Origin of the sequence: Bacillus sp. BD48, assembly GCF_046566805.1 — a bacterium.
Lineage (GTDB): Bacteria > Bacillota > Bacilli > Bacillales > Bacillaceae > Bacillus > Bacillus safensis.
The window spans coordinates 59,752-86,268 of sequence record NZ_JANGFM010000003.1 but is presented as its reverse complement, the minus strand read 5'-3'; the positions used below and the strand labels follow the sequence as shown (position 1 = coordinate 86,268).

Below are 26,517 nucleotides of genomic sequence, written 5' to 3'. Positions count from 1 at the left end.
TAGGATAAAATACATAGTAAACGTAAGTGGAGGCTAAAAAATGAGTGTACATATTGGAGCAGAAAAAGGACAAATTGCAGAAACGGTATTGCTGCCGGGCGATCCGCTTCGTGCGAAATATATTGCAGATACATATTTAGAAGATGTTGAGTGCTATAACGAAGTGCGCGGAATGTATGGATATACTGGAACCTATAAAGGAAAACGTGTTTCTGTACAGGGAACTGGAATGGGCGTACCATCTATTTCGATTTATGTGAATGAACTCATTCAAAGCTATGATGTTCAAAACTTAATTCGCGTTGGATCTTGCGGAGCCATCAAAAGGGATGTCAATGTACGTGACGTCATTTTAGCGCAGACATCATCAACAGATTCACAAATGAACCGTGTTGCTTTTGGACCGATTGATTATGCGCCATGCGCTGATTTTGGCCTGCTCAAGAAAGCCTACGACACTGCAGAAGCAAAAAATGTCGCTGTACGGGTCGGAAATGTATTTACAGCAGACCAATTTTATAATGAAAAACCACTTGAGCTCATGGCTCAATATGGTATCCTAGCGATTGAAATGGAGACAACTGCTCTTTATTCTCTTGCAGCAAAATTTGACCGAAAAGCGTTATCAATTTTGACTGTAAGTGATCATGTTCTAACAGGAGAAGAAACAACGGCTGAAGAGCGTCAAACAACGTTTGATGAAATGATCTTAATTGCGCTAGACTCCGTTTTATAATAGTATAAAGGGTGTGCTACAATGTAGCGCATCTTTATTTTTTTAGAAGAGCAAAAGGAAGGTATGTCATGAAGAAAAGCTACAAAATACTCTCAATCGCATCGATTCTTGGTTTGACAGCCGCACTATCAGGCTGCCAGTTGCTGGATCAAAAAAGCGGTACATCTGAATCAAACAAAACAAACGAACAAAAAAACGCAGCAAGTTCTTCTCCCCAGCACAACTCAAACGATACGGCAGATTCATCGAATCAAGAGCTGACGTTAAAGAGTGAATATTTCAATGACATCAAGGTTGTGAGCGGTCTGAAAACCATTCAAAATCCTGAAAACGTGCTAGCGCTTGTCAACAAAGATTATGCATTACCAGGAACCTATAAACCTTCTGATCTCGTTGTACCAAAAGTAGAATTCTCTTTTTCGGAGGATATAGAAAAACGATATATCCGCAAAGAAGCAGCGGAAGCGCTTGAGAAGTTATTCAAAGGTGCAAAAAAGGAAAACTTCGAGCTTGCTGCAGTATCTGGCTATCGCTCCTATGACCGTCAAAAAGTCATTTTTGATAGTGAGGTCAAATTAAAAGGCAAAGAAAAAGCACAAGAAGCAGTCGCTCTACCAGGCGAAAGTGAACATCAAACAGGTTTAGCCATGGACATTTCGTCAAAAAGTGCCGGCTTTGAGATCTCTGAAAAGTTTGGTGAAACACCAGATGGCAAATGGGTGGCTAAAAACGCATATAAATATGGCTTTATCATCCGTTATCCAAAAGGAAAAGAAGACATTACGAAATACGAATATGAGCCGTGGCATTTGCGCTATGTTGGAAAAGAAGCCGCAAAAGCGATGCATGATCACGATTTAACATTTGAAGAATACATGAACAAAGTAAAGAAAATCTAAACAAGTAAAAGGCCTCCCAACTATTCGGGAGGCCTTCTCTTATTCTTCTTTTAAAAAAAGAACAATCCTGCTAATGCGAAGCCGGTAATGAAACCGAGGCCGATGCCATACGCTGCACCCCAGCCATAATATCCGCCCCAATAACCAAAGCCAAAGCCCCCGCGAGACCCGCCGACTGGACGAATATAAACTTTGCGGTTTGTCACACGCTCAATGCGTCCGACATGTACTCTGCCATTACGGTCAGTGATTCTAGCGACTTTCCCCATGTGCTGCTGACAAAGCTTGTAGTAGCGCTCCATGTTTTTCCTCCTTATGACAAACTCTTTTCACTCTTATCCTATGCGAGAGACTTCATAGAGTTTGGACAAAACATATAGGAGATTCGCTCATTTTATACGGTGCATTCAAATAGAATGTGACTTAACTGCTTTCGGTGTGCTTGAATGAGATCGTAGTGTGTTTGCAGTGTCTCGTAAAGAGAAGGCGGTATGTGTTCAGATAATTCCATTTCTGTCGGTTCCTCCTGCCCCATATGTTCATCGAATGAGAGGATCTGAATGTCACGGAAGCCCGCTTCAGTTAACTGCTCCTTCCATTCTTCTAGTGACAAGAGCGAGTGAAAGCCGTAAAAATCTTGAACAACTGCCATCTCTTCAGGCGTAAGAGGGGCTTTTAACACAGCTTCATTTGCAATCAATTGGCTTCCAGGAGCAAGGACGCGCTTGATCTCAGCTAGTGCATCACGCAGCTTGGTAAAGCTCAAAACAGATTCACTGATGAGTAGAGAGAACGATTGATCTGGAAAGGGCAGCTGCTCAATGGATGCCTCTAAAGCGCGGATCGGCAGGTCTTCCCGCTTGAATCGCAGGTTCGCCTTTTCAATCATCAATGGATGCGTATCAATGGCCTCCACCTGATAACCTACATTTCCTAAATAGGCAGCTGTCTGTCCTGTACCGCATCCGGCGTCCAGTATACGTGCATGAGGCGGCAGTTTTATATGCTCAATCATCGTTTTTGTTAACTCTATTCCGCCAGGATGGGCACCTGATATGCCAAAATAGGCAAGCATTTCTACATAGTCACTCATAAAATCCCTTCTTTCCTTATCTGTTCCTCTCTAAAGATTATGCAATAGAAGGGCAAATGGCTTATCTTTTCAAATAGAAGTTGATCCTTTGGTTGACGGATGAAGCATCGTCCTTGATAATAATGAAAGGAGATAAAGGTGGTGTTTTTTTGAAAAAACAAGTGAAGTTCGTGGTAGCCATTCTGGTGACTGCTGCACTGTCCTCAGCGATTACATTTGTGATCACAAAACAAAGTGCTGTCAGCGTCACAGGAGACGAGAAGTTTAGTAAACTCATGGCTGCGTACACGAAGGTAAAAGATGAGTATTACGAAAAAACGGATGATCAAAAACTAGTAGATGGTGCGATCCAAGGAATGATTGCATCACTTGATGATCCATACTCTACATATATGGATCAGGAGGAAGCTGAAGGATTTAACAATACCATTTCTTCTTCATTTGAAGGAATTGGTGCACAAGTAGAAGAGAAGGATGGACAAATTTTAATTGTCGCACCGATTAAAGGCTCTCCTGCTGAAAAAGCTGGTTTGAAACCTCATGATCATATTTTAAAAGTGGATGGAAAAAGCACCAAAGGAATGTCGGTCAATAAAGCAGTCTCTCTCATCAGAGGGAAAAAAGGAACGGATGTTAAGCTGCACCTCAACCGTCAAGGAGTCGGCAATGTAGATGTGACCATCACGAGAGACACGATTCCGCTTGAAACGGTTTATGCAAAACTCACTAAAGACAAAATAGGAGAAATCCAAATTACGTCCTTTGCTGAAACCACATCGAAAGAGCTGGATAAAGCAATTGATGACCTCGAGAAAAAAGGGGCAAAAGGTTTTGTCATTGACCTGAGAGATAATCCAGGCGGCATCATGACAGAAGCCATTGAAATGAGTAATGACTTTATCGATAAAGGGAAAGTCATTATGCAGGTTGAAGAAAAAGGGAAGAAACAAGTGTACAAGGCTGAAAAAGAACGTAAAGTCCATCAGCCGGCAGTTGTCCTTGTAAATGGCGGCTCAGCCAGCGCTGCTGAAATCATGGCGGCGGCTCTGCACCAATCTTCAGGCATTCAAATTGTGGGTGAAAAGACGTTTGGCAAAGGAACTGTTCAAAATGCACAAAATTATAATGATGGTTCTAGTGTCAAGTTAACCATTGCAAAATGGCTGACACCAGACGGTTCTTGGATTCACAAAAAAGGAATTGAACCACAGGTTAAAGCAGCTCTCCCAAGCTATGCAAAGCTGCCTTACTTAAGCCCGAAAAAATCATATGAGCTAAATGACAATGGAGATGAAGTCAAAGCGGCTCAAAAAATGTTCCAAGCGCTTGGCTACAAAGCAAAAGCAAACGGTGAGTACGATCAAGCATTCCAGTCTATCGTCAAAAGCTTCCAAACAGACAACGATCTGAAGGCAGACGGTATTCTGACAGGAGATACAACGACCGTACTGATGACAAAGATCCAAGATAAGCTAAAGAACAACGATACACAAATGAAAAAAGCCATTGAAGTCTTGAAAAAAGAAATGAAATAAAAAAAGCAGTCCTCATCAGGGGACTGCTTTTAAGATTTTTGACAAAGGGCTGAAATGATCTTTATTTTAGTCCTTTGTCTTCTTTTCAGCGTGATAGAAAACCTTTGAAGTCTAGGAAGGGCGAGTACCGGAGCGGAGCGAATGAAGCATTCGTGAGCACCGTAGCGCAGACCTGACACCGAATGCGAGGGTTTGTCCGCGCGCTGAAAGCAGTCCTCATAGGGGACTGCTTTTTCTTATCTTGTGATCGCTTCTGTTTTTTCATCATTCTTTTCAAATAGATCATTCATGACAGAATTGGATGTGACCTTCTTTTGGAAGAATGGATTCAAAATCAAGATGACGACGACGTTTGCTAGTAAACCAAGAAAACCTTCATAAAGACCGAACGTGACTTGTGAGATATTCGCTGTAAAGGTGACAATGATGCCAATGACTAACCCGGCAATCGTTGCTTCTCTCGATTGTTTTTTCCAGAACAAGCTGATAGCAATAGCTGGGAAGATTTGGACCATTCCTGAAACACCAATAAGCTGAAGCGTGACAAGTGCAGTTGGGAACAGCATCCCGAATAAAAGAGCGAGCCCAATGACGATAAACACCATCGAACGTGTGATGATGGTCAATCTTTTAGGTGACACATTCGGATGAATTAAGTCACGGTATAAATTATTGGCAAATAAATTCGATGCGCCAATGGCCATAATGGAGCATGGAATGAGGGAAGCCAGTGCAATCGTTGAATAAGCGAGTCCCTGCATCACGCCGCCATATGACGTTTGAATTAAATGAAGAAGAGCAAATCTTGGATTTGTATCTTCTGGTAAGACTAAAAAGGCAATAAACCCAAGGAAGATGACCAAAATCAATACAATATTATAAAGAGGTAAAAACATGCTGTTTTTACGGATGGCATCTGCGCTTTTGGCTGTAAAAACCCCAGTTGCCGCGTGTGCCCACATAAACAAAGCAAGGGCAGAAACGCCTGAAGCGGTAATGAACCATAAAATGCCTTTAGGTCCGCCTTCAGGGATTGTTAGAAGCTGAGGCGCTTCTTTGGCTAACGTATTCATCATCGGTGTCCAGCCGTTAAAGTGAATGATTGGCAGTGAAACGACCATAAACAGCATGATCACCCAAACGAGAATATCCTTAATAATGGCTGTATATGTAGGACCTTTAATACCACTGAAAAATGTATAAAGTGCGACTAAAATAAATGAAATAATAACAACTGCATTCACATTAATATAACTAGTTCCAGCGACAGTTAACGTATCTTGAATCCCGCTCAGCTGAAGACAAATATAAGGAATCAGCATAAGTACTCCAACAATCGCAATCAAACTGGATAACAGCTTGCTGTCAAACCGCTCACGTGCATAATCGGCAAGGGTGGTGAGGTTGTGATTTTTCGCAACCGTCCATAGTTTCGGTAAAAAGAAATAAGCAATAAAATAAGCTAGGACTGAATAGGGAATTGCGAAAAAAGCAACGCTTCCGGCTGTATAAGCTGTACTTGTAAGCCCTAAAAAGGTATAAGCTGTATATAAGTCTGCGCCAACGAGGAACCAAACGAGCAGTCCGCCAAATTTTCTCCCGCCGACAGACCATTCTTCTACTGACTGTCTTGATGATTTGTCACGACCAGCGGCAAATCCGATGACCACGACGATGAAAATAATACTTGCAGTAATCAATAAAGCTGTTAAATTTCCTTGCATTAGTCAGTTCCTCCATTTGAATGTTGCATCTTATAAATGATAAACGTGCAAATTGGTGTGAGTACAATCCATAGTAAGAGCCAGAAGTGGAAAAAGGGCAGGCCGATGACAAATGGATGAATGCGATTCGCAAAAGGCAGCAAAGCGAGCTGTCCGATGAATGGAATCGCGATAAGTAGTGCCAGCATCAATTTTTTGTTCATGATTTCCTCCTGAATATTTTGTAATTTCATAATAATAGCAGTTGTCAGATTAGATCACAAGACCATTTTCAGAAAAAACAATCATTTTGGTGAATATCATACTAATATAACGCTTTCATTCTTAAAAAAGGAGAAAAGTGAAGATGTAAAGAGGGTGAAGATGAAAGAAAGTATGGAGAAATAATATTTAATGCAAATAAAAAAGCCCCAGCATAAAAGCTGAGGCCTTGCCAATTTTTAAAGGAAATCAGATACTTCTTCGATGTCGAAACGATTGCTTTTATGAGCTTCTTTCGCTGCTTTACCAACTGAAATCAGCATAACCGGCACGTAGCGGCCGCTTACATTGAATTCTTTGATGTACGCTTCTTTACTGAAGCCACCCATTGCACACGTATCATAGCCCATTGCTTTCGCAGCAATCATTAATTGCATAGCAGCTAATGAAGCATTTGAATATGCTGCTTCTCGTGCATATTGCTCGCTTTGGTATGCGCCATTGATTTGAGTCATCAATGTCTCTTTAATGTCTTCAGTAATAAAGCCTTGTTCAGCCAGCTCACTGTAGATTTTCTCGCCATTTTGGTTAGCTTCAAGGTCACCTAGAACAGCAATAACAGCTGATGCTTGTGATACTTGCTTTTGATTGTACGCGACTGGAAGTAACTTCGCTTTTGCTTCAGCACTATGGAAAACAGTGAAGTGCCAATGCTGAAGGTTCCAAGCAGATGGTGCTTTTGTTGTGATATCAAGAAGCTCTGTTAACTCTTCTTTTGTCATTTCATGAGAAGTATCATACTCTTTTACTGAAGCTCTTTGTTTTAAGATGTCAATCGTTTTTTGATCGGTCGCCATATGGATATTTCCTCCCGTTTTTGCAAATAGTATGGTACAATAACTAAAAAGTGAGAAACTTACTTATTGTAACTAGAGATATTTTAAATTGTACACTGTTAGTTTGTCAAACAATCATGAAAAGAAAGGCTGAAATTTATGGAATTCCAATTATGTCCACATATTCAGCAAGCTTTTTTACTCCTAGGCAAAAGGTGGAATGGGCTCATTATTCATGTATTGCTTGATGGTCCAAAGCGCTTTAAAGACCTCACAGACACGATCCCATCTATCAGTCAAAAAATGCTCGCAGAGCGTTTAAAAGAGCTTGAGCAAGAAGGAATTATAGAGCGGACTGTCCTTCCTGAGACGCCTGTCAAAGTCATTTACAGTTTAACTGAAAAAGGGAATGCGTTACATGATGTGTTTCATGAGGTATCTCGGTGGGCAGGGGAGTATACGGGATCTCACGAGAAAAAGGAGCAAGCCTAGTTTCAGGTTTGCCCAAACGTTTTGACTCCTGATGAATATGCTGATGTTAGGCACATGACAAAGGAGGAGAAATGCATGTACCCTCATACTCCGTATTTTCGAGGCGGCGCCCCTGGCATTCCGCCATATGAATCCAGAGTCCCTTTGTTTTTTGGTTTTGGCGCTCCTTTAGTCGGCGGACTGCTTGGCGGATTTCTAGGAAGTGCGATTTTTAATTATCCCCGTCCTTATTACCCGCCGCCGCCACCACCTGCTCCACCACCATATGGCGGCGGATATCCACCATATTATTAAGAAAAAAGAGTAAGCCTGCTTCCATTTCAAAGCAGGCTTTTTATAATGGAATATCAATTTCAGAAATTCCTGGATCATCATGCTTTAAAAACATAATTTCCAAAATGCCATCTTGATACGACGCCTTCGTTCCTTTTCGTTTCACAGCAGCAGGGAGGACGACTTTCTTCTGCGCCCCTTCTTCAGGAAAATGATCAATAAACAGCAGATTGGCTGTATGTTTGATTTTGACTTTTTCTGTGTTCGGACGAGCAAGTTCAATTTTGACAAACACATGATCAGTCGTCTCAAACACTTCGACTTCTGGCTCTTTTTCTTTTTGGACATCAGTTTCTCTCGTTTTTTGATTTTGAGAAAGGGGGTCCTGAAATGGGAACTGAGCAGGATAATTCGAGCCGAATACACTTTCCATTACTTGATTGACATACTGCTCAACGTCTTTAGGGTCTGAATTCTTTAAGGCTTCCTTTGAGAACTGCTTTTGAAAAGGGAATAATCGGTTCCAGTCGAACATGCGAATCATCCTTTCTAAATGCCCTGAATTAGTATATGCCCATTCACCTGCGTGCGTGCTATAATATACGTTAGATTTAGAAAGGGATGGTTACATTGAACGAACAGCAATCAAAAGGTGTTCTCTACACGGCAGCATCTTTTACACTCTGGGGTTTGTTCCCATTATATTGGAAGCTGATGGAGCATATTTCGTCAGGCGAAATTTTAGCGCACAGAATTTTATGGTCATTTGTGTTTATGTGCGGTATTCTTTTGTATTTAAAACAAGTCCGCCCAGCGATGCAGACAGTAAAGGGTCTCATACTGGATGGTAAAGCATTTTTTTCATTACTTTTATCTGCTATTTTAATTTCGGTCAACTGGTATGTATACATTTGGGCAGTCAATCATGGTCTTATGCTAGAAGCAAGTTTAGGGTACTATATTAATCCGCTTGTATCCGTTCTATTAGGTATTATTTTCTTAAAAGAACGACTAAATAAATGGCAAACCATTGCAATCCTCATTGCCGCATTTGGGGTGATCCTTTCAACGGTTCAATACGGGTCATTTCCTGTCGTTGCTTTCTTATTAGCCCTTAGCTTCGGTTTTTATGGTTTGATTAAAAAAAGGATGAGCTTCACGAGCGCGATTGGTTTGACGATTGAAACGCTGCTTCTCGCACCGGCTGCACTTGTGTACTTATTATTTTTCTTAAAAGAACCTGTTGTGACTATGAATCCTAACAGCTTCGGGTCGCTCGGCCTCTTGTTTTTTGCAGGAGTTTTTACAGCCGTGCCGCTTCTTTTATTCTCAGAAGGCGCAAAAAGAATTCCACTTTACCAAGTGGGCATTTTGCAATACATTGCACCGACGATTACGCTGTTTTTAGGGCTGTTTGTTTATCACGAACACTTATCCGCAGCTAAAATTGTGACGTTTCTTTGTATTTGGGTGGCGATTTTACTGTTTACCACCTCTCAATTACGCATGAAAAAAACAGCGAATTCTCATTAAGCCAAACGAGCAGTTTGCTTTTTTTTGCAGGCGGATCATGTCATAATAAGTTGTTACCAAAACTGTAGAGGTGATCATATGTCGTCAGCTCATGAGCTTGCAGCCGTCTATCAATCTTTATGGAAAAATCGTCAGCTTGATGTTGATGATATGTCCTCTTTACACGAGGCCATATGTGATGATTTACTTGATGCACGAACTCATCCACGGGCGAGAAAATCATTGCACCAAAAGTATGTGCTTGCAGTGGAGAGAATTTTAGAAAGTGAGCTTAAGCATGATCATCAGCTGCAGCTGATCAGCTTACATACGAAAAAGCTGCGAGAATTAATTCAAAATGAAGGAAGGAACCACTCATGAAACCAATTCAAACGGAAGATGTCACAGCACATCTCGAATCGTTTTTAAATCGCCCAGTCTTCGTTCATCTTGAAACGACAACTGGTTCTTATTCAGCTCATGTAAATGAACAAAATATGACAGTTGTGGCGTATATCCGCAACGCGAAAGTCGTCTATTCACAGGCGAAAATAAAAGGACAAGGCCCGTACCGTGTTGGAATGAAAACAGAAGATGGATGGATTTACGCAGAAGGATTAACCGATTATGTGTTTGATGACCAAGGCCGCCTGCTTTTAGCTGGACACTTGCCAGACGGGAAACTAGCGATCTCATTACAAATTAGTGAAACACCATTTCAGGTGTAGAAGAAAGGGTGACAAGTCATGAACGAACATGTACTAGTGATGCTGCCTCACCCCGATGATGAATCCTTTGGGGTTGCAGGTCTCATTGCACAAAGCAGAAAACGCGGAATTCCCGTCACGTATGCATGCGGGACACTTGGGGAAATGGGCAGAAATATGGGCAGCCCAACATATGCTAACCGTGAAACACTTCCTGAATTAAGAAAACAGGAATTAATCAATGCCTGCAAAGAAATGGATATTACAGACTTACGTATGCTTGGTTTGCGTGATAAAACATTGGAATTTGAAGACGACGAGTATTTGGCAGATGTGATGGAAACCATCATTGATGAAGTCAAACCGACACTCATTGTTACGTTTTATCCAGGACACGGTGTACACCCTGATCATGATGCGACAGGCGAAGCTGTGATTCGGGCTTTATACCGCAAGAAAAAAGAAGACCGTCCTGTCACATACTGCATGGCCATTACGAAAAATAGAGAAGAAGTGCTTGGAAATGCGGATATTGTGATTGATATTACAGATGTGGCAGATATCAAATTAAATGCACTGAGAGCGCATAGAACGCAAACAGAAGGCATGCTGAGAGAGCTTGAACAAAAGCTGAAAAACAAAGAACCAGTCGTCCAAAAATGGTTCGATGAAGAAATTTTCTGGACGTACCAATGGAATGATTAAACAAAAAAGCAGCTGACATAGATCAGCTGCTTTTTTGTGTTGTATTTAGTGATTCGATACATGCCTGAGTTGACGTTTTTGAATCAATCTGAGCCGGATAAATAGGACGATGGCACCTGCGGCAAGTCCGGCAATCAGTCCGATCCAATAACCAAACGCCCCAAAGGAGGTATATGTGCCAATGAGATAACCGGCAGGAAGACCGATGACCCAGTAAGAGACAAAAGCAGCAATCAGCGTATAATTCACATCTTTATAGCCGCGCAGAGCCCCTTGAATGGGTGCAGCAATCGCATCTGACAGCTGGAAAAAGATCGCGTAAATCAAAAAGTGCTGTGTCATTTGTAAAACAGCTGATTCAGCTGTATATAAACCAGCGATCTCTGGTCTGAATAACAAGATGAGTGCGGCCGTACATAATGAGAATAAAACCGCCGTTCCAATGCCGATATAGCTGTAGCTTTGCGCGTCTTTATACCTCTTTGCCCCCGCTTCAAAGCCAACAACGATCGTTAACGCCATTGAAATACTAAGCGGTAAAATATATAGGATAGAAGCAAAGTTCATCGCTGCTTGGTGACTGGCGATTGTAATGGTGTCAAAGTGGCCCATTAATAGCGTCACTGCTGCAAAGATACTCGTTTCAAAAAAGATTGCAAACCCGATAGGAAGACCAATTTTCAGAATTTGCCCTATACGGGAGATATTCAATCGAGGCAGTTTTTGAAACAAACGAAATGAGGCAAATGGTTCTGCTTTGAAGACAATACAAATACTCATGATGAAAATCGCCCAATACGTCATTGCAGATGCAAGGCCGGCACCCGCACCGCCAAGCTTTGGAAAGCCAAAATTCCCAAAAATCAATAGATAATTTAAAACAAAGTTAATAGGAAGTGCTGTGAGCGTGATGAACATCGTCACACGTGTTTTCCCTAATGCATCAATAAATGACCTCAGCACCGAATAACCAAACAGCGGGATGATGCCAAAAGCAAGAAAGCTGAGAAAATGCCGGGCAATATCCTCTACAGAGTGCTCGAGTCCAAGTCCTCCTAGTATGTAAGGAACGCTGATCGTACCAATGACAATCACAGCGATACTTAAAAGAAAGGACAAATAGATCGCCTGAAAAACAGCCCGGGGAACATCTTCTTTATGCCCAGCGCCCATCAGCTGAGCCACAATCGGAGTAACGGCCATCAAAATCCCGGCAAGTCCCGTATAAACAGGTGTCCAAATACTAGAACCGATCGCAACACCCGCAAGGTCTTCTGCACTCACTTTTCCAGACATCACTGTATCTAAAAAGGTAATAAGCGAAAGACCTGCTTGGGTAATTAAAATTGGAATCAAAATGGTTAAAAATAGTGTCAGCTTTGCTCGAATGCTATTCGTTTCTCTCATCATAAGTTCCTCTCTGAACAGAAATAACGAGAGGAATTATATCATGCTATGTAAAAAAATCAATTCTCCGTCGGATTATTTTTCTTAGATGGCTTCGTTTTTTTAAACATTTGGGCATAAATAAAAGAAAGACTGACAACACCTAAAATGCTGCAAGCATATTGGATGATTTTCTGAATGGTCATATTAAGTTCACCTCCATACAAATAGAATGTGCAAAATTTGCTATTTTATAACAACAAGCGAAAGAAGGAGGGAAAAGGTCAGATGATCCATCGGACGAACGAAGAAGTGATCTTTAAAGCAGGAATGAGAATGCATTTGATGAACATTATGAAGGATGCAAGTGACATCATTGATTCTCTTGATGAGACAGAGCAGTGCTTACTTTGTGATCTCGAGTCATTGCATGATCAGTTTAATGAAATGCATGCAGAGGCTTCGTCGTTTTATTTACAAGCATATATGGAAGAATTCACACCAGGATTTGCTCAATTTTCTTTAGCCATTGAGAACTTATCAAAACAAAAGCATGGCGCACTCATTGTGATCCAAAGACGCGATGAGGTTGAGGATTTTATTCAAAAAGGGACAAACCTTCATGCGAAAATTAGCGCTTCCTTAATAGAAAGCATTTTTTACCCGGGAAATCCACTGCATGATGGTGCTCTTTTAGTCAAAGAAAATACACTTGTTTCTGCTGCAAATGTGCTGCCGCTCACATCAAAAAAAGTGAGCCATTCGCTTGGCACAAGGCATAGGGCAGCGATCGGACTCTCTGGTATGACCGATGCACTTGTTCTTGTCGTGTCAGAAGAAACAGGGAAAATGTCGTTTGCGAAAGAAGGCGTGCTTTATCCGCTTACCGTAAAAGATCCGAAAATAAGAAAATAAAAACGAACGCTGCATTCTTCATTCGGAAGAATGCTTTTTTGATTTGCGGAGAAAAAACAGCCAATTAAGTAAAAAGTCATTTGATACAGAAAAATTTGTCATGTAGAATAGAACTATGAAACTAGCAGCGTGCTTGTTTTGACAAATTTCTAAACGTCAACTTAAAAATTCCTTAAAAAATGTTTATAAATACAACAAACAGCCGATAGAAACGATATGGCTTTGTTTTTTAGCATTTTGAGTTGGCTGCTTTAGCCTATTTGTTATTGCCCAACGTCTTCATGTCGAGTAATATAATAGAAATAAAGATAAAATAGTGCAAGAGAAGCAGAACCATTAAATGCTAAACTCACAACTAGTACATAAGTCTTATTGGACAAAATCTTGAAAGGCGGAGATTTCTCTATGAAGAAAAAAGTAGTAACCGGTCTCACAGTTTCAGCGATCGCTGGCTCAGCTGTGTTTGCTGCACCGGCAGAAGCACAGACGATCAAGGTGAAAAGCGGTGACTCACTTTGGAAGATTGCCGAACAGTACAATACAAGTATTTCGGAGCTTCAATCTCTTAATCAATTAAAAACGACAATGATTTTTGCAGGACAAAGCTTAAAAATTCCTGGCGAAAAAAGCAAGAAATCCAGTTCATCAACAGGGTCAAAAGCATCGAACTCAAGTGCTTCAACGACTTCCAGCTATACTGTAAAACTTGGAGATTCTTTATGGCTGATTGCAAAAAATCATAAAATGTCAGTTGCGAGCTTAAAGAGCCTAAACAGCTTAAACAGCGACCTGATTCGACCAGGTCAAAAGCTAAAGGTATCTGGAAGCACGAAAACGAGCGGAAGCCAATCATCAAATTCAAACTCGTCTTCAAATTCCAGCTCAAGCAATAAGACAACAAACTCAAATAGTTCATCATCTTCAAGTACATACAAGGTCAAATTAGGGGATTCCCTTTGGAAAATTGCGAATTCGCTAAATATGTCGATTGGTGAAATCAAAACATTGAACGGATTAAAATCTGATATGATTTATCCGAATCAAGTATTGAAAGTAAAAGGAACGGCTGCATCAAAACCAAGTCAGCCGAAACCTACTAATCCAAGCAATTCAAACAGTAACCAGTCTTCTAGCGGAAAAACAACATCTTATACTGTAAAATCAGGCGATTCGTTATGGAAAATTGCGAATCAATTCAAAGTACAGGTTCAATCAATCCGTACAGCCAACAGCTTGAAAAGTGATGTGCTTAGAATTGGACAAGTATTAAAAATCAATGGTGCAGCTTCCGGCTCAACTGGATCGAATGGTTCTACGTCTAACGGTTCAACAACTCCGGTCGACAATAACAAAAATGATGTACCAATGAATGCAAAGATCACGACAATGATCCAAGAAGGGAAAAAGCTGACAGGCGTTCCTTACAGATGGGGCGGTAATACACCAGCAGGATTTGACTGCAGCGGCTTTGTTTACTATCTCATTAACAAGGTTTCATCTGTATCCAGATTAAGCACAGCAGGCTACTGGAATATGATGACTTCTGTAAGCACACCACAAGTTGGAGATTTTGTTTATTTTACAACGTACAAAGCGGGCCCTTCTCATATGGGACTATACCTTGGCGGAGGAGATTTCCTTCATGCAAGTGACAATGGAGTAGGGATCTCGAACTTAAGCAACCCATATTGGAAAAAAGCCTATTTAGGTGCAAAACGTTTCTTCTAAAAAAAGCCGACTTTCGGCTTTTTTTGTTTGCCCGCTGCTGTGATTGTCCATACTGATACCAAAAGGGGGCAGTCATAAATGAAAAAGTCAGTGTGGATGATCATGATATGTTTGATCTTTACCGCATCAGCATGTCATGCACCGCCGAAAAAAGAAACGACAGAAGAAACAAAAGAAGTTTCAGCACCTAAACAAGCACCAGTCACAACGTCACTCATAAACGAAAGCGGGCAAAAAATAGGGAGCATTGAAATAAGAGAGTCCTCAGAAAATGGACTGGATCTGTATGTGAAAGCGAAAGGACTGCCGCCAGGTCCTCACGGCTTTCATATTCATGAAACAGGAATATGTGAAACGCCAGATTTTGAAACGGCAGGGGCTCACTTTAATCCAACCCATAGAGAGCATGGTTTTGACAATCCAAAGGGGCACCATGCTGGAGATATGCCTAATTTAGAGGTAGGGGCAGATGGACAAATTGATGTTGTCGTGAATGTACCCGATGTGACGTTAAAGGGAGGCCCAAATCAATTAATCGATCAAAATGGGCGAAGTTTTATCATTCATGCAGAAGCAGATGATTACTTAAGTAACCCTTCTGGTAACTCAGGGAAACGTATCGCTTGCGGAGCGATGACAAAAGAAATGGTAAAATAACAGAAGTCTAACCTTTATGTATTGAGTGCATAAAGGTTTTTTTAGTATACTTGGTGAGGAAAATGATCGAAGAGAGGAATTAATCATACATGTTTAACGAACAATCACTCCCAGAAGAAATTCAAGCAATGATTGAAGCAAAAGCAAAAGTGCTGGAAGAAGAATTTCGTCCCCTTATTGGAACAGGCGGTTATGAATCACAGGATACTTCTATCATTCAAGATGCCATGATCGCATTAGCACTAGGAAAAAACGTTCTTTTAAAGGGACCGACTGGCTCAGGTAAAACAAAACTAGCAGAAACATTATCCGCTTTCTTTCAGCAGCCGATGCACAGTGTGAACTGTTCGGTTGATCTTGATGCTGAAAGCTTGATTGGCTATAAAACCATCCACAATGATGGTCAGGTGGCTTCGATTGAATTCATTGAAGGACCTGTGACGAAAGCAATGAAAAAAGGCCATCTTTTATATATTGATGAAATCAACATGGCAAAGCCAGAAACATTGCCTATTTTAAACGGTGTACTCGACTACAGAAAAATGATGACAAACCCATTTACAGGTGAGGTTGTTAAAGCAGAAGAAGGCTTTGGCGTCATTGCAGCAATCAATGAAGGATATGTCGGCACAGTGCCTCTAAATGAAGCGTTAAAAAACCGTTTTGTTGTCATTGACGTTCCATATATCGGCGGCGGTATCCTGAAAGATGTACTGCAATCTCAATCTGTTTTAAAAGATGAGCGGTTAATCGATCAATTCGTACAGCTCTCATCAGACCTTATTACACAAGCTCATAACGGACAGGTGAGTGAAGAAGCAGCATCCATCCGCGCGCTCCTAGATACTTGTGATCTTGCGCAATACATCCCGCCGCTTCGTGCCGTTGAACGAGGGATTGTTGAAAAGCTGGAAGATGACCGGGAAAAAGCAGCGGTAAGAAATATCGCCCAAACATTATTCGAGTGAGGTTCTGACTTTTGAAATTCATCAAATTTAATGACAGCAGAATCGATTCATTTCTATTCATGGAATTAACGGATTTAGCCAAAACGTTAGCAAAAAGTGATGATGTCGAGCTTGAATACGGTGTGCAGTCCTACTATGAACCGTTTGAAAAGAAAATTTTCATCAGTCATTTTTGGGATGATCGTAAACAAGAAGATATGATAGCAGGGCTGAAAAGTGATGTGTTCCTTCGTGCAGTAGGGACGGTTTATAGTGATCTTACTGTATTTCAGGAAATCATTCGCTATGCCCATACATTATCCATTCCTGATTTATGTAAACAATTGTTTATGCTGTTTGAAGATATCCGGATTGAAGAGCGGATTAAACGAGGCCGCCCTGGAACAAAAAAGGTATTTAAACGAAGAAGAGAGCTATACCGGCGTCACTTTAAGACGCAATTAACGATCAACCAAGAACGAAGCATTTTAACGGATGCACTCTTTTGTGCGATTTATGTGAAGCTGACAGCTGATTCTCCGCTCGAAGAGATTCCGTCTCTTCATGAGCAGATCAACCCGATGATTCCGTTTATTGAGTCAAGTCTTGAACGTGTATATGATGCGGGTTCAACAGCAGACATCGCAGCTATTGTCAAAGAATTAATGGAAGGCTTCGATGAGCTTCTTGAAAAGGATATGCTGAATACGTACTTTTTCTTTCCTGAATTGGACTATGAACAAGCGGCAAAAGAACCGCTGTTCCATGACTTAAAAAGAAAACCTAAATTAAGTGAGGACATCAAAGTCGATCGAGAAAAAGAAGGCGATGAAGACATTCACCAAGAGTATATGGAAGTGTGGCATCGAGAAACCGATGCGCCATCCAAAAGCTTCCTTCAATTTGATTTAGAGCACGGCGGTAAAAGTGATCTTGGTAAGGATGCGGCAAGAGAAGGCGATGACGGAGATCAGGCACTCGGAACTGTCCAAGGCTCTGCAAAGCAAACACACCGAAAAGATTATTCAAAGCTTGAGGCGCTGGAAGAGGCTGAAGGTGAAGAAAGCGGAGCAGACGGTCATGAAAATGGAAAAGAGAACAAATATGCGTTTCCAGTCATGATTTCACCAGATCCTCCTATGCCAGAACAAATCGATGTATACAAGCAGCACGCTAAGGAAATTGAACCTTACCAGAAACGCTTAAAACAAATGATCCAAAAAACACTTGAACATAAAAAATCATGGCCTAAAACAGACCTTCATGCAGGACGTCTCAGCAAAAAGCTGATTCGCTACTTTACAGAGTCTAATCCGCGTCTTTTCTATAAAAAACAGGCACCGTCTTCTCAGATTGATGCTGTTTTCACCTTATTAGTTGACTGTTCAGCGAGCATGTTTGACAAGATGGATGAGACGAAAAAAGGCATTGTACTATTTCATGAAGCGTTAAAATCCGTGCAAGTCCCACATCAAATTGTTGGGTTTTGGGAAGATACAAACGACGCGACGGAAACAAGTCAGCCAAACTACTTCAACACAGTCGTGTCGTTCAAAGATTCTCTATTTGATGCAGGGCCTTCTATTATGTCTCTTGAGCCAGAAGAGGATAACCGGGATGGCTATGCGATCCGCCAAATGACAAAGATGATTTTAAAAAGAAGAGAAGCGCAAAAGTTTCTGATTGTCTTTTCAGACGGAGAGCCAGCTGCGTTCAGCTATGAACAAAATGGGATTGTCGATACACATGAAGCAGTTCTTGAAGCGAGGAAAAAGGGCATTGAGGTGATCAATGTGTTTTTATCCAATTCGCCGATAGAAGAAGCACAGATGAAAACCATTCAAGATATGTATGGCAAGTTCAGCATTTTTGTACCAGATGTCGATACATTGCCAGATGTTTTATATCCATTACTGAAGAAACTGCTGCATAAAAGCATTGGGGCATAAGGTTTTGCCCCTTTCTTCAAATTATTTTTCGGAATGATTTAAATTTTTTGTTTTTCTGTGAATTTTTTATCTTTAATTGAACAAAGAATGTAGAAAGTAATCCAAAACAGTGGTAGAATATTATTGGAAGCGTTTTATTACATAAATTTGGTCATTGTGTTCTGGAAGTTATATCGAGATAGTGTTCAATCACTTGATGATCAAAGTTGGGGGTAGTGTTCAAAATGTTTCAAAATGATGTGAAACAACCGTTGAGTTGGGAAGAATTTCATGGTCCGAACCTCGGCTACGTGCTCGAGCTCTACGATCAGTATGTCCAGGATCCTACTAGTGTTGATGAAGATCTAAGAGGCATATTTGATGAACTTGGTGCACCACCGAGTGAAATGAAGGAGGAAATTGGGAAAAAAGAAAATAGCGTAGTTACTTCTGAACAAATCCAAAAGATAGCATCAGTCGTTAAACTGGCAGAAGACATCAGAACGTATGGCCATTTAAATGCTTCCGTCAATCCTCTTCGCAAAGAAAAGGAATTACAAGAGCTGTTTCCTTTAAAGGAGTACGGTTTAACAGAAGAAGATGTCAAGAATATTCCGATATCTATTATTAGTCCTGACGCACCAAAACACATTTCAAACGGCATAGAAGCCATTAACCATTTGAGAAATACGTATAAGCGTACCATTTCATTTGAGTTTGATCACGTGCATGACTTCGAAGAGCGAAACTGGCTCTCAAAATCAATCGAGTCTGGTGAACTATTTAAGAAAAAACCAGCAGATAAACTAGTTTCTGTATTCAAGAGATTAACAGAAGTTGAGCAGTTTGAGCAGTTTCTTCATAAAACATTTGTTGGGCAAAAGCGCTTTTCTATAGAAGGTTTAGACGCACTTGTCCCAGTACTTGATGAAATTATTTCAGAGTCTGTTACACAAGGGACTTCAAATATTAACATTGGAATGGCACACAGAGGCCGTTTAAATGTATTAGCACATGTGCTAGGAAAGCCATATGAGATCATTTTCTCAGAATTCCAGCATGCGCCAAATAAAGAGCTCGTTCCATCAGAAGGATCTATTGGCATCAGCTATGGATGGACAGGGGATGTTAAGTACCATCTTGGAGCTGACCGTCAAATCAAAGACGAAGATACAAAGAGTGCGAGAGTCACACTTGCTAATAACCCAAGTCACTTGGAGTTCATTGATCCAATCATTGAAGGAAGCACGCGTGCCGCTCAGGAATCACGTACTCAAAAAGGCTATCCAGTTCAAGACGTTGAAAAAGCGTTAGCCATCTTAATTCATGGGGATGCAGCATTCCCTGGAGAAGGAATTGTGGCAGAAACATTAAATTTAAGCCAACTTGTAGGCTATCAAGTGGGCGGAACCATCCATATTATTGCCAACAATATGATCGGGTTTACAACGGAAAGCAATGAATCTCGCTCGACGAAGTATGCAAGTGACCTTGCAAAAGGGTTTGAGATTCCTATTGTTCACGTCAATGCGGATGATCCAGAAGCGTGTTTAGCGGCTGTTCAGCTAGCTGTAGAATACCGCAAACGTTTCAAGAAGGATTTCCTTATTGACTTGATCGGCTACCGCAGATACGGTCATAACGAAATGGATGAGCCTTCTACAACTCAGCCAATGCTGTACGATGCGGTCAGAAAGCACAAAACGGTCAAGAATATCTTTGCAGATAAACTTGTCGCAGAAGGGCTTTTGACAAAAGAGCAGCGTGAAGAAATCGAGCAGGCTGTGACGTCAAAAATAGAAGAAGCCTATAAAAAGGTGCCTTCCAAGAAAGAGCATACGATTCAAGAAATCGAACTGCCAGAGCCTGTATCAAACGGCTTCCCAGCAGTGGATACATCAGTAGAATTTGATGTGCTGAGAAAGCTGAATGAAGAATTGATCAGCTGGCCGAATGATTTCCAAGTATTTGGCAAGCTGAAGCGGATCCTTGAAAAACGTGCAAAAGTGTTTACAGATGACCGTAAAGTAGAATGGTCACTTGGGGAAGCACTCGCATTTGCATCTATATTAAAAGACGGTACGCCAATTCGAATGACCGGACAGGATTCAGAGCGTGGTACTTTTGCGCAAAGAAACCTTGTTCTTCACGACAGTCAAACGGGTGATGAATTTATTGCTCTTCATGAACTGAGTGATGCAAATGCATCGTTTACTGTTCATAACAGTCCACTGTCAGAAGGCTCAGTCATCGGGTTTGAATATGGTTATAATGTCTATTCTCCTGAAACGTTAGTGATTTGGGAAGCTCAATTCGGAGACTTCGCAAATGCGGCTCAAGTGTATTTCGATCAATTTATCTCAGCTGGCCGTGCAAAATGGGGACAAAAATCAGGTTTAGTCATGCTGTTGCCGCATGGATATGAAGGACAAGGTCCTGAGCATTCAAGTGGAAGAACAGAACGCTTCCTGCAATCCGCTGCTGAGAATAACTGGACAGTTGCGAACCTGACAAGTGCAGCGCAATATTTCCATATTCTTAGAAGACAGGCGAAAATGCTGCTTCGTGAAGAGATTCGTCCGCTTGTCATTATGACACCGAAGAGTCTGCTTCGTAACCCGAACACATTGTCTGAAGTCCAAGAATTAACGGATGGACAGTTCTGTCCAGTTCTTGAACAGCCAGGTCTTGTACATGATCACGAAAAAGTATCGCGTCTCGTGCTATCTAGCGGGAAGGTATCCATTGATATTAGTGATCGTTTTACTCAAATGGAAGAGCCGAAAGATTGGCTTCACGTTGCAAGAGTGGAACAGCTATATCCGTTCCCAGCCAAAGATATTAAAGGAATTTTAACAAAGCTGAAAAACTTAGAAGAAATCGTATGGGTGCAAGAAGAACCGCAAAATATGGGAGCTTGGGGATACATTGAGCCATATTTACGTGAAATTGCGCCTGAAAAAGTAAAAGTACGTTACATCGGCCGAAGAAGACGTTCAAGTACGGCTGAGGGTGATCCAACTGTGCATAAAAAAGAACAAGAACGAATTGTATCTGATAGCTTGACTCGCAAAAACTAAGGGGGAAATGAAAAATGGCGGAAATTAAAGTACCTGAATTAGCGGAATCAATCTCGGAAGGAACGATTGCTCAATGGCTAAAGCAGCCGGGCGATTATGTGGAGCAGGGGGAGTACCTGCTAGAACTTGAAACAGATAAAGTCAATGTCGAACTGACTGCTGAAGAATCTGGTGTACTAAAAGAAGTACTGAAAGATTCTGGTGACACTGTACAAGTTGGAGAGGTCATCGGAACGATTGCAGCAGGTGAAGCCGGCGGAAGCGAGTCCGCAGCTCCAGCACCTGAGCAAGCTTCTGCACCAGCTTCGAAAGAAGAACCGGCTGCTGCTCAAAAAGAAGAAGCAGTGAAAGAAGAGCCGAAAGCTGGTAATGGCAGAACCATCGCTTCTCCTGCAGCTAGAAAACTAGCGAGAGAGAAGGGATTAGACTTATCTGAGATTCCAACCGTAGATCCGCTGGGCAGGGTACGAAAGCAGGATGTCGCTTCTTATCAAAAGAATGAAGCACCTGCAAGTGCACCGAAAGCCGCGCCAAAAGCAGATGCTGCGGTGCAAACTGAACAATCAGGAAAGCCAGTTGAACGTGAAAGAATGTCACGCCGCAGACAAACAATTGCAAAACGTTTAGTTGAAGTTCAACAAACGGCTGCGATGCTGACGACATTTAATGAAGTCGATATGACAGCTGTGATGGATTTAAGAAAGCGTCGTAAAGATGCCTTCCTAGAACAAAATGATGTCAAGCTTGGCTTCATGTCCTTCTTTACAAAAGCAGTTGTAGCAGCACTGAAGAAATATCCGCTGCTTAACGCAGAAATTCAAGGTGATGAGCTTGTCTTGAAGAAGTTCTATGACATCGGCATCGCTGTTGCTGCAAACGAAGGACTTGTCGTACCGGTTGTCCGTGATGCAGACAGATTGTCATTTGCGGGGATTGAAAAAGAAATTGGTCATCTTGCGAAAAAAGCAAGAGATAATAAATTGGCTCTTAGTGAGTTACAAGGTGGATCATTCACGATCACAAACGGCGGAACATTTGGTTCTCTGCTTTCAACACCGATTTTAAACAGCCCTCAAGTTGGAATTTTAGGGATGCATAAAATCCAGCTTCGTCCGGTGGCGATTGATGAAGAGCGTTTTGAGAACCGTCCAATGATGTATTTAGCTCTTTCTTATGACCATCGTATTGTCGATGGTAAAGAAGCAGTTGGATTCCTCGTCACGATTAAAAACCTGCTTGAAGATCCTGAGCAGCTATTGCTTGAAGGATAATCTTCAATTATAAAAAGCTAGCACCGTAACAGGGGCTAGCTTTTTTTCTTTTCGCTGTCATGTTGTCCTCGTTTTGACCAATATGTCGCAAGCCAGGAACCAGATAGATTATGCCACACACTAAAAATCGCACTTGGCACGGCTGCGAGCGGTGAGAAGTGTGCTGTTGCAAGGGCTGCACCGAGCCCGGAGTTTTGCATGCCTACTTCGATCGAGATCGCTCTACGTGAAGGGATATCCATTCTGCACCACTTTGCGATCAGGTAACCAAATAAGAGACCAAGTCCATTATGTAGCATAACAACGGCAAATATCAGCAATCCAGATTGAAGAATCTGCTCTTTATTTGCACTGACAACCGCTGCAATGATCAACACAATTCCAGCAACAGATACAAGCGGCAATGCTTGAACCGCATAGTTTACTTGTTTTTTGAGAAACACCTTAACGATAACCCCTAAGATAATAGGAATTAACACAACTTGGACAATCGACAAAAATAATGCCTCCGGTGATACAGGTAACCATGATCTTGCAAAAATATAGATAAAGAGAGGCGTTAAAAAGGGAGCAAGAAGGGTCGATATAGTTGTGACCGCTACGGATAAAGCCATATTGCCTTTTGCCAAGAAGGTCATGACATTGGATGCTGTACCGCCTGGGCAGCAGCCCACAAGAATAACGCCTACTGCAATTTCAGACGGCAGCCGTAATCCGTAAGCTAATAGAAAGGCGATCAGCGGCATGAGTGTGTACTGCGCCAAAACCCCGATCAGCACATAAAGAGGTTTACGAAAAAGCTCCTTAAAATCTTCACCAGATAACGTAAGCCCCATCCCAAACATAATGACACCTAGTAAAAAAGGGATATACGGTCCAATCTGAGAAAATACGTCAGGAAAAGCAAATCCAAGACATGCAAAGATAATGACCCAGATTGCAAAGGTTCTTCCTGCAAATTGACTAATGGTTAAAAGAATGTTCATTCATTGCTTCATCTCACTTTCCTCACATATCTTTCCTATTTTAAACGAATTTTCTGAAAAAACAACCCGTTCTTTATAAAGGTGTTAATAATAAAATTATGTAAACTAAAAATACCCCATATAAGCATTAGCCTATATGGAGCATCGTCTTAAAAAGGGGTCCATCTCACTTGCTGTGCTTGCTTAAGCCTTGCTTCTGGCTCACGCCAGTCGACTACATTCCACCAACGATCTACGTATTTCGGTTTTTCATTCAGATATTGAAGATAGTAGGCGTGCTCCCATACATCAAGGGCTAGGAGAGGGATCACGTCCCATTGTGACAAAAATTGATGGCGTTCTGCTTGTAAAATCTCTAATCGCTGGGATCTGGGCGCCCATACGAGAATAGCCCAGCCGACACCCTCTACTTGTTTTGCAGCTGCTGAAAATTGAGATTTAAATGCGTCATAGCTGTCAAATGATTGTTCAATGAGACGAAACATTTGACCAGTGGGCTTTCGTTTTCCTGAAGGACCCATGGAAAACCAAAAAATACAATGTAAATAGTGCCCCGCGCCATTGAAGGCAAGCTCCCGTTCCCAATGCCTGATCATCTTAAAATCATTGGTTCTTCTTGCATTTTTTAATGCAAGCTCAGCTTGGTTCAACCCATCAACATATGCTTGATGATGCTTCTGGTGATGCAAATACATAATTTCTTTTGAAATAAACGGTTCTAGTGCATCATACCGGTAAGGGAGAGGAGGTAACTTGTGACTTCCAGCTGCTACCTCTCGCATGTCTTCTTGTGGTTTCATGTCTTCAGCAATACGTTCTGCCAGTTCGTACCACTCTTGTTCAGTGGAATGTTCATCATCCATTGTTAACCATAAATGGTCTGCTTTCTGACGGATGTTGTCATCTTGAAGCTTGCCTTGAATGGAGCTAAGCCACTCTTTGAGCTGCATTCGATACTCTTCCTTATTCATTCTTACGCCTCATTTCTTCTAAAAATGTAGAACAAGCCATCAAGGGAAAGACAAATGGGTAGCTATGATAAGTGATGTAAAATTGTTTTGGCAGGCCAATGCCTACTGGATAGTGCAAGGCTTCACTTGAGTGCTGATGATGGATCAAAAATGAGATGGCTTTTAAAATCGTTTTGTCATCTGGCTTCTCATATTGTAAAAGTGCCTCTGCTGCCCAAGCCGTCTGAACCACTGTACCAAACGGGAGAGGGACATATGTTTTTACTTCTGCACTTTTACATGATTCTCCGAAGCCGCCATCTTCTCGTTGAATCTGCTTTAAAAATCGGCACGCTTTTTGAACAGCAGGATGGGTGGAGGGGATGCCGGCAGCTTTTAGACCTGTTAATGCTGCCCACGTTCCATAAATATAGCAGACACCCCATCTACCAAACCATGATCCATTTTTCTCTTGATGATCTAGAAGCCACTTAACACATCGATCTTTTTGTCTGTGAATAGGTGGTGATATGTTTTTCTCTTCAAGACCAATGAGATGAAGCACGCGGCCTGTAATATCGGGAGTCGATGGATCGATAGCTGCATCCTCCGCAGATTCAAGCGGCAGATGTCGAAGCAGGAAGTGATCTTGATTTTTTTCAAAAGCAGAAAACCCGCCATCACGGTTTTGCATGGAAAGAAGCCAATTGAATCCTCGATTCCACTGAACGGGTGCGTACGTTCGAGGAATGGCTTTTAAGACAATTTGCGTATCATCACAATCAGGATTATTCGTGTTGATATCTGAAAAACCAAAGCCTCCCGGAGCAGCATGCCGGTTATGGATCGCCCAATCTGCTTTCTTCATTTGCTGCCGGTTCAGTAAGTATGAGAAAGACTTTGTGATGACTGGGTCTTCTTGTTTTTTGCCAGCTTTTTGAGAAGCATAACTAACAAGCGCTGTGTCCCAAACTGTGGATGTGGAATTTTCTGCATACATTCTGCCTTGACAGTCTGTGACTAGCTTTTTCATGCCTTTGACTGCTTTTAAAATGAGATGATGTCCCGGGGAGTACCCAAGGCTCATCAGTGCATAGACCATAAAAATACTTGCGCTTAAATAGCTGTACAGTGTTCCATCTTTTTCGAGGCGGTCAAACATATATCGCTTTGCTGCTTCATATCCGAAAAAGTCCAGCCTGCTGTCGAGTGCTGTATACGATCGCATGTAAGCCAGAAAGTGATGAGTGGAACGTTCTTCTCTTGCCATAAACCAGTCAAATGGATTCTTAGACATGTTTGCATCAAGGTGTGCTAAGCTTGGAAATTTTTCATGAGAGGTATATCGTTTGTTGAGTGCAATCATCATTGGCACAAAGTGAATTCTTGCATATGCACTAAGATGATAGAAGTGCAGCGGAAAGTATGTAGGGACGAGTAAAAATGAAAGTGGTGCGTAGAAGTACGGCCAAGGGTGCATGCCGTTGACAGCGAGCATCCACTTTGTCATAAAGTGAACGTTCTTTAATCCACCTTTTGTTCGAATATATTGCGCTGCTTTTTCCATATGCGGCTCATCTTGTTGAAACCTGCCTGAAACGAGCATTCCGCAATAGCCTTGCACGGTGGCAGTCACATGTCCCGTTTGATCATGGTACAAAGAAAAAGACCCATCCTCATTTTGCTTTTCGCGTATCGCTTCTGCTAATTGATGAACCAAAGCCTGATCCGCATCGCCAACAGCCTTTAACAGCATAATCAAAAAAGCATTTGTCATCATTGGACCTTCAAAGCAGAAAACAAAGGCGCCATCATCTCGTTGTCTTCGCTGCATTTCTATGTGCAATTCTTCGATAAATTCGTTTACTTTCAATTGAAAATCTTGCATATGCGGCCATGCTCCTTTCCTTTCATACTATATTCAGGAGCCGGCCTGTCACATGCAAACACAAAAAA

Annotated in this window: 27 protein-coding genes; 16 read left to right on the top strand and 11 right to left on the bottom strand. The window is 41.6% G+C overall.

The window, feature by feature from the left end:
- Nucleotides 1-40 precede the first annotated feature (40 nt).
- Complete coding sequence (gene deoD, locus ACLGGR_RS10285) at nt 41-736, top strand: purine-nucleoside phosphorylase (protein WP_012010274.1); 696 nt, start codon at nt 41-43, stop codon at nt 734-736.
- A gap of 68 nt (nt 737-804) precedes the next feature.
- On the top strand, nt 805-1,635 hold the full coding sequence (locus ACLGGR_RS10280; protein ID WP_048239412.1) for a M15 family metallopeptidase: 831 nt from the start codon (nt 805-807) through the stop codon (nt 1,633-1,635).
- A gap of 50 nt (nt 1,636-1,685) precedes the next feature.
- On the opposite strand, the gene ACLGGR_RS10275 is transcribed toward ACLGGR_RS10280, so the two are convergent.
- Both ACLGGR_RS10275 and ACLGGR_RS10270 read right to left on the bottom strand, forming a co-directional pair.
- Nucleotides 1,686-1,937, bottom strand: coding sequence for a hypothetical protein (locus tag ACLGGR_RS10275; RefSeq protein ID WP_024422704.1), 252 nt, complete (start codon nt 1,935-1,937; stop codon nt 1,686-1,688).
- Nucleotides 1,938-2,029: 92 nt separating this feature from the next.
- Nucleotides 2,030-2,728 carry a class I SAM-dependent methyltransferase gene (locus ACLGGR_RS10270; protein WP_251216671.1) on the bottom strand — a complete coding sequence of 233 codons (699 nt, stop codon included), beginning with the start codon at nt 2,726-2,728 and terminating at the stop codon, nt 2,030-2,032.
- A 149-nt stretch (nt 2,729-2,877) separates the two neighbouring features.
- Between ACLGGR_RS10270 and ACLGGR_RS10265 the strand changes: the two genes are divergently transcribed.
- Nucleotides 2,878-4,263 (top strand): S41 family peptidase, encoded by a 1,386-nt coding sequence (locus ACLGGR_RS10265; protein WP_142945803.1) that lies wholly within the window; start codon nt 2,878-2,880, stop codon nt 4,261-4,263.
- A gap of 236 nt (nt 4,264-4,499) precedes the next feature.
- On the opposite strand, the gene ACLGGR_RS10260 is transcribed toward ACLGGR_RS10265, so the two are convergent.
- The 3 genes from ACLGGR_RS10260 to ACLGGR_RS10250 all read right to left on the bottom strand — a co-directional run bounded on the left by ACLGGR_RS10260 (nt 4,500) and on the right by ACLGGR_RS10250 (nt 7,045).
- Nucleotides 4,500-5,987 (bottom strand): sodium:solute symporter family protein, encoded by a 1,488-nt coding sequence (locus tag ACLGGR_RS10260; RefSeq protein WP_323647558.1) that lies wholly within the window; start codon nt 5,985-5,987, stop codon nt 4,500-4,502.
- Complete coding sequence (locus ACLGGR_RS10255) at nt 5,987-6,190, bottom strand: DUF3311 domain-containing protein (protein ID WP_024422700.1); 204 nt, start codon at nt 6,188-6,190, stop codon at nt 5,987-5,989. Before ACLGGR_RS10255 ends, ACLGGR_RS10260 begins: the two co-directional genes overlap by 1 nt.
- A 237-nt stretch (nt 6,191-6,427) precedes the next feature.
- Nucleotides 6,428-7,045, bottom strand: coding sequence for a nitroreductase family protein (locus ACLGGR_RS10250; protein ID WP_251216675.1), 618 nt, complete (start codon nt 7,043-7,045; stop codon nt 6,428-6,430).
- A gap of 138 nt (nt 7,046-7,183) precedes the next feature.
- Here ACLGGR_RS10250 and ACLGGR_RS10245 point away from each other — a divergent pair, with 138 nt between their 5' ends.
- Nucleotides 7,184-7,516, top strand: a complete 333-nt coding sequence (locus tag ACLGGR_RS10245; protein ID WP_142945800.1) for a winged helix-turn-helix transcriptional regulator — start codon at nt 7,184-7,186, stop codon at nt 7,514-7,516.
- A gap of 75 nt (nt 7,517-7,591) precedes the next feature.
- Nucleotides 7,592-7,810, top strand: a complete 219-nt coding sequence (locus tag ACLGGR_RS10240; RefSeq protein ID WP_024422697.1) for a hypothetical protein — start codon at nt 7,592-7,594, stop codon at nt 7,808-7,810.
- 40 nt (nt 7,811-7,850) lie between these two features.
- On the opposite strand, the gene ACLGGR_RS10235 is transcribed toward ACLGGR_RS10240, so the two are convergent.
- Complete coding sequence (locus tag ACLGGR_RS10235; RefSeq protein ID WP_039179316.1) at nt 7,851-8,324, bottom strand: Hsp20/alpha crystallin family protein; 474 nt, start codon at nt 8,322-8,324, stop codon at nt 7,851-7,853.
- An 86-nt stretch (nt 8,325-8,410) separates the two neighbouring features.
- Between ACLGGR_RS10235 and rarD the strand changes: the two genes are divergently transcribed.
- The 4 genes from rarD (at nt 8,411) to bshB2 (ending at nt 10,713) form a co-directional block, all read left to right on the top strand.
- Nucleotides 8,411-9,322, top strand: a complete 912-nt coding sequence (gene rarD, locus ACLGGR_RS10230; protein WP_029705997.1) for an EamA family transporter RarD — start codon at nt 8,411-8,413, stop codon at nt 9,320-9,322.
- Nucleotides 9,323-9,400: 78 nt separating this feature from the next.
- Nucleotides 9,401-9,682, top strand: coding sequence for a hypothetical protein (locus ACLGGR_RS10225; RefSeq protein ID WP_142945798.1), 282 nt, complete (start codon nt 9,401-9,403; stop codon nt 9,680-9,682).
- Entirely contained in the window at nt 9,679-10,029 is a 351-nt protein-coding gene (locus ACLGGR_RS10220) for a YojF family protein (protein ID WP_008359999.1), read from the top strand. The genes ACLGGR_RS10225 and ACLGGR_RS10220 overlap by 4 nt, the downstream gene beginning before the upstream one ends.
- Nucleotides 10,030-10,047: 18 nt before the next feature.
- Nucleotides 10,048-10,713, top strand: a complete 666-nt coding sequence (gene bshB2, locus ACLGGR_RS10215; protein ID WP_048239423.1) for a bacillithiol biosynthesis deacetylase BshB2 — start codon at nt 10,048-10,050, stop codon at nt 10,711-10,713.
- Between the two features lie 45 nt (nt 10,714-10,758).
- On the opposite strand, the gene ACLGGR_RS10210 is transcribed toward bshB2, so the two are convergent.
- Both ACLGGR_RS10210 and ACLGGR_RS10205 read right to left on the bottom strand, forming a co-directional pair.
- Nucleotides 10,759-12,120 (bottom strand): MATE family efflux transporter, encoded by a 1,362-nt coding sequence (locus tag ACLGGR_RS10210; RefSeq protein WP_410973034.1) that lies wholly within the window; start codon nt 12,118-12,120, stop codon nt 10,759-10,761.
- A 59-nt stretch (nt 12,121-12,179) separates the two neighbouring features.
- A complete protein-coding gene (locus ACLGGR_RS10205) occupies nt 12,180-12,305 on the bottom strand; it encodes a hypothetical protein (RefSeq protein ID WP_008359993.1) in 126 nt (41 codons plus the stop codon).
- An 82-nt stretch (nt 12,306-12,387) separates the two neighbouring features.
- On the opposite strand from ACLGGR_RS10205, the gene cdaS reads away from it, so the two are divergent.
- The 7 genes from cdaS to odhB all read left to right on the top strand — a co-directional run bounded on the left by cdaS (nt 12,388) and on the right by odhB (nt 22,625).
- Nucleotides 12,388-13,014 carry a sporulation-specific diadenylate cyclase CdaS gene (gene cdaS, locus ACLGGR_RS10200; protein ID WP_410973033.1) on the top strand — a complete coding sequence of 209 codons (627 nt, stop codon included), beginning with the start codon at nt 12,388-12,390 and terminating at the stop codon, nt 13,012-13,014.
- A gap of 405 nt (nt 13,015-13,419) precedes the next feature.
- Entirely contained in the window at nt 13,420-14,742 is a 1,323-nt protein-coding gene (locus tag ACLGGR_RS10195) for a C40 family peptidase (RefSeq protein WP_323650640.1), read from the top strand.
- A gap of 78 nt (nt 14,743-14,820) precedes the next feature.
- A complete protein-coding gene (locus ACLGGR_RS10190) occupies nt 14,821-15,399 on the top strand; it encodes a superoxide dismutase family protein (RefSeq protein ID WP_410973032.1) in 579 nt (192 codons plus the stop codon).
- Between the two features lie 89 nt (nt 15,400-15,488).
- Entirely contained in the window at nt 15,489-16,367 is an 879-nt protein-coding gene (locus ACLGGR_RS10185) for an ATP-binding protein (RefSeq protein ID WP_142945793.1), read from the top strand.
- A gap of 11 nt (nt 16,368-16,378) precedes the next feature.
- Nucleotides 16,379-18,295 carry a vWA domain-containing protein gene (locus ACLGGR_RS10180; protein WP_410973031.1) on the top strand — a complete coding sequence of 639 codons (1,917 nt, stop codon included), beginning with the start codon at nt 16,379-16,381 and terminating at the stop codon, nt 18,293-18,295.
- Nucleotides 18,296-18,519: 224 nt separating this feature from the next.
- Complete coding sequence (gene sucA / locus ACLGGR_RS10175; RefSeq protein ID WP_323650646.1) at nt 18,520-21,354, top strand: 2-oxoglutarate dehydrogenase E1 component; 2,835 nt, start codon at nt 18,520-18,522, stop codon at nt 21,352-21,354.
- A 14-nt stretch (nt 21,355-21,368) separates the two neighbouring features.
- On the top strand, nt 21,369-22,625 hold the full coding sequence (odhB, locus tag ACLGGR_RS10170; protein ID WP_142945790.1) for a 2-oxoglutarate dehydrogenase complex dihydrolipoyllysine-residue succinyltransferase: 1,257 nt from the start codon (nt 21,369-21,371) through the stop codon (nt 22,623-22,625).
- Nucleotides 22,626-22,660: 35 nt separating this feature from the next.
- On the opposite strand, the gene ACLGGR_RS10165 is transcribed toward odhB, so the two are convergent.
- The 3 genes from ACLGGR_RS10165 to ACLGGR_RS10155 all read right to left on the bottom strand — a co-directional run bounded on the left by ACLGGR_RS10165 (nt 22,661) and on the right by ACLGGR_RS10155 (nt 26,449).
- Complete coding sequence (locus ACLGGR_RS10165) at nt 22,661-23,611, bottom strand: bile acid:sodium symporter family protein (RefSeq protein WP_142945789.1); 951 nt, start codon at nt 23,609-23,611, stop codon at nt 22,661-22,663.
- Between the two features lie 149 nt (nt 23,612-23,760).
- Entirely contained in the window at nt 23,761-24,582 is an 822-nt protein-coding gene (locus ACLGGR_RS10160; protein WP_410973030.1) for a superoxide dismutase, read from the bottom strand.
- Nucleotides 24,575-26,449, bottom strand: coding sequence for a terpene cyclase/mutase family protein (locus ACLGGR_RS10155; RefSeq protein ID WP_410973029.1), 1,875 nt, complete (start codon nt 26,447-26,449; stop codon nt 24,575-24,577). The genes ACLGGR_RS10160 and ACLGGR_RS10155 overlap by 8 nt, the downstream gene beginning before the upstream one ends.
- Nucleotides 26,450-26,517: the final 68 nt, after the last annotated feature.